Annotated in this window: 1 protein-coding gene; it reads left to right on the forward strand. The window is 73.1% G+C overall.

The window, feature by feature from the left end:
• A partial coding sequence (locus ACFPL3_RS41880) for a hypothetical protein (protein ID WP_379591010.1) occupies positions 1–3160 on the forward strand: 3160 nt, incomplete at both ends.

A 3160-nucleotide genomic window follows, 5' to 3' on the forward strand; every position in this document is an offset into this window, starting at 1 on the left:
ATGGTTCGACGCCGATCCTGGACCGGTTCATCGAGCTGGTGCGCCTGCACCCGGACCGGTTCATCTTCGGGTCGGATGCGGTGAAGCCGGAGTCGAACGCGCAGTACTTCCGCCATCACCACGACCTCGACCCGATCTGGGTGCGCATCCGCGACGAGATCGGGGCGCAGGCGCTGGCCAACGTCCGCTACCGGGTGCTGGAGAGCCGGCTGGCCGACGCGCAGCGGGACGTCCAGCAGTGGGTGTTCAACGAGTGGTCGGATCCGACCTCGCGGCGGCAGTGGAACGCGCTGTTCGACGAGCTCGACCTGACCGCACCGCGGCGGCGGATCACCCACGACTGGTTCGAGACCCAGCAGCGGCTCGGCCGGATCACGGCCACGGCGAGCGGTGTGGGCCCGGACTACCTGCTGCCGGACGGCACGGTGCTCGACGGGTCGCCGATGCTGCTCGGCACGAACAACCGGCAGGTGCAGAGCCTGATCGGGTGGCACAACGCCGTCACCTCGAAGGTCGTGGCCGGCCGCAGGCTCTCGGCCCGGCTGATCCTCTCCGCGTTGAAGGCGTCCTGGTTCGACCACAAGAACGCCCGCGACGACCGGCGGACGGCCAAGGAGGCCCGGCGCGCGGCACGGGTCTTCGAGCTGGACGCGGCCACCCACACCGGCGAGTTGGGTCTGCTCGACGCCGCGGGCGACCCGTACACGGTGCAGGCCGTGATCTCGGCCGGTCAGACCGGGCACGCCACCACCCCCGCCTGGGCGCGGCGGGTGCTTGAACTGACGCAGGAGTCGGAGCTGCGGCGGATCGAGGACCACGGGGAGCGGCGGCGCACCGCCCGGAAGCTGCTGGTGCACACGGGGATCGCGGCGGGTGTGTTCGCCGGTGTGGTGGCGATCGGTGGCTGGGCCCTGTGGCCGGTGCTGACGACCACGACGGCGGGCTACGTGGCGTTCGCGGTGCGTGGTGCGCTGGGTCTGCACCGCGGTGCGTACAGCCAGCAGATGCGCGTGCTGGTGGAGTCGATCCTCGAACGCGGCCAGTTCAACGTCGACACGATCCGGCGCCTGATCGAGACCATGCGCAAGTACGCGTACTTCGATCGCGCCTCCTCGCGGCACCTCACGAACCTCGAGCAGGTCTCCAACGACTTCCTCGTGGTCGCGCACGTGCTGCAGGACAAGCTGCTGGATTCGACCGCAGGCGAGACGGCGCGGGCGCGGTTCATGACCGCGCTGCGGCTGTTCTCGGACTTCCTCGACCGGGCAGGCAACGCGCTGGGCGCGCAGGGCCAGTCGTTCCACGGGCTGAACCCGCACGGCGGTCTGCTGGGCAGGCTGCTCAACACGGTGCTGGCGCTGACGTTCGTGGTGAACGGGTTCGGACACCTGCACGGCATGCTGACCGGCGACGGGTTCGTGTTCGCGGTCAACGCGGCCTACTTCCTGGCCGACCTGTTGTTCTTCGGGCAGGCGGGCCCGTCGGCGGTGACCGGCTGGGCCGGCTGGGACGTGGGTGGCCACCCGCTCGTGCGCAAGCTCGTGCACCGGCTGGCGCTGCCGATGATCACCGTGGCGAACGTGCTGCTCGCCCTGCAGTTGGCGTTCATCGACAACTCGGGGATGGTCATCCCCGCGATGGCGCTGACCCTCTCGTCGGGCTACCTGAAGATCCTGGGCGGCATCAGCGAGGGCAAGCTGGGCCGCCTGGCACCGCGTCGCGGCGCGCTGGCCAACGGGGTGCTCAACGGCAGCCTGATGTCCTTCGGGGTCATCACCCTCCTGCCGGACCACTGGTTGCAGCTGCTCGGGGCCGCGGTGCTCGCACCGTTCGTCGTGTTCGGCGTGTCGAAGCTCGACCTGTGGCGGTCGCGGCGCACCCGGGCGCCGCCGATCGACCAGCAGCGGTTGGCCGAGCTCGCCGAGCGGCTCCGGTTGGTCCGGGACGCCCTCGAGGCGGTGCCCGGCTTCCGTTGGGACCACAACCAGCGGCTGTGGGAGCGCGAGCTCGCCGAGGTCGAGAAGCAGCTCGCCGAGCTCGACCGGGCCGCCCTGACCGGCCCGGTCCCGACACACCGGATCGACCGCGTCGGGCAGCGCGCGACCCGGGCCGTCGACGGGCTGTCGGCCGTGCTCCCGCGCGTCGGGGCGTTGGCGGTCGAGCCGCTGGGCCCGGCCCGCGAGGGCTTCGAGTCGGCGCTACGGGCAGTCCGGCCGATCGACACGGTGACCGGCGCCGCCGGTGCCACCGTGCTGGTCGTGCCCGCCTCGGCGCTGCGCGCGCGGGGTGTCAGCGACCGGACGCTGCGGAACGTGATCGCCTACACCCTCGACGGCCGGGTGTTCGTCACCGACGAGCAGCTCCGGACGATCCGCGAGCGGGAGGCCGCGGGCCTGCTGCCGTCCGGCTGGTGGGAGGAGGTGCTCGCCCACGAGCACACCTACCGGGTGAACCGGCCCGCGCCGGGCACCGCTGCCGACGAGGTCGAGACGTGGCGCGCGCAGCGCCGGGCCAACGCCGGGCGGCTGGTCGGCCACTGGCTGCGGGCGCATGCGACCGGACCGTCCGGCGTCCGGCGCGGCCTTGCCCGGGCCGCGGTGGTCGCCGGCATGTCCGTGCTGCTGGTGGCCGGGGCCGCACCTCCGGCTGCCGCCACGGGCGGGGCCGGCGCGGTGGCCGAGGTCGGTCTGTCGGTCGCGCTCTGGGTCGGCACCCCGGTCGGCCTGGTGGCGGCCGGGGCCGCCGCGGTCGCCCTGGTGGCGGTCGCGTCGTGGCGTGGCGGCTCGAAGGCGCGGGGACGGGCCCTGCACGCCGTCTTCTGGATGACCGGCCTGGTGATCGTCGCCGGCGTCGTCGGCCTCGTGGCGATCGGCGGCCCCGTCGTGCTCGACGCGTCCGTCGGCACCACGCTGCTGCCCGCGTCGTGGGGTGTGCGGATGACGGCGTGGGGTGGCGTGCTGCTCGCGTCGACCGGAGCCCTCGTGGCGTTCAACGCCGTGCTGTGGGCGGCGCGGCAGGTGGTGAGCCGCCGAACCGAGGCGCGCGAGCACCTGGTGGCCGGTCACCGGTGGGTGGTGCTGGAGCGGCTGGTGGACGGTCTGGGGTCGGCCCGGGGTCGGGTTGCGGTGGACGAGTTGGTGGCTGCCGAGGCTCGGGTGCG

The organism is Pseudonocardia zijingensis, assembly GCF_042657305.1.
Lineage (GTDB): Bacteria > Actinomycetota > Actinomycetes > Mycobacteriales > Pseudonocardiaceae > Pseudonocardia > Pseudonocardia zijingensis.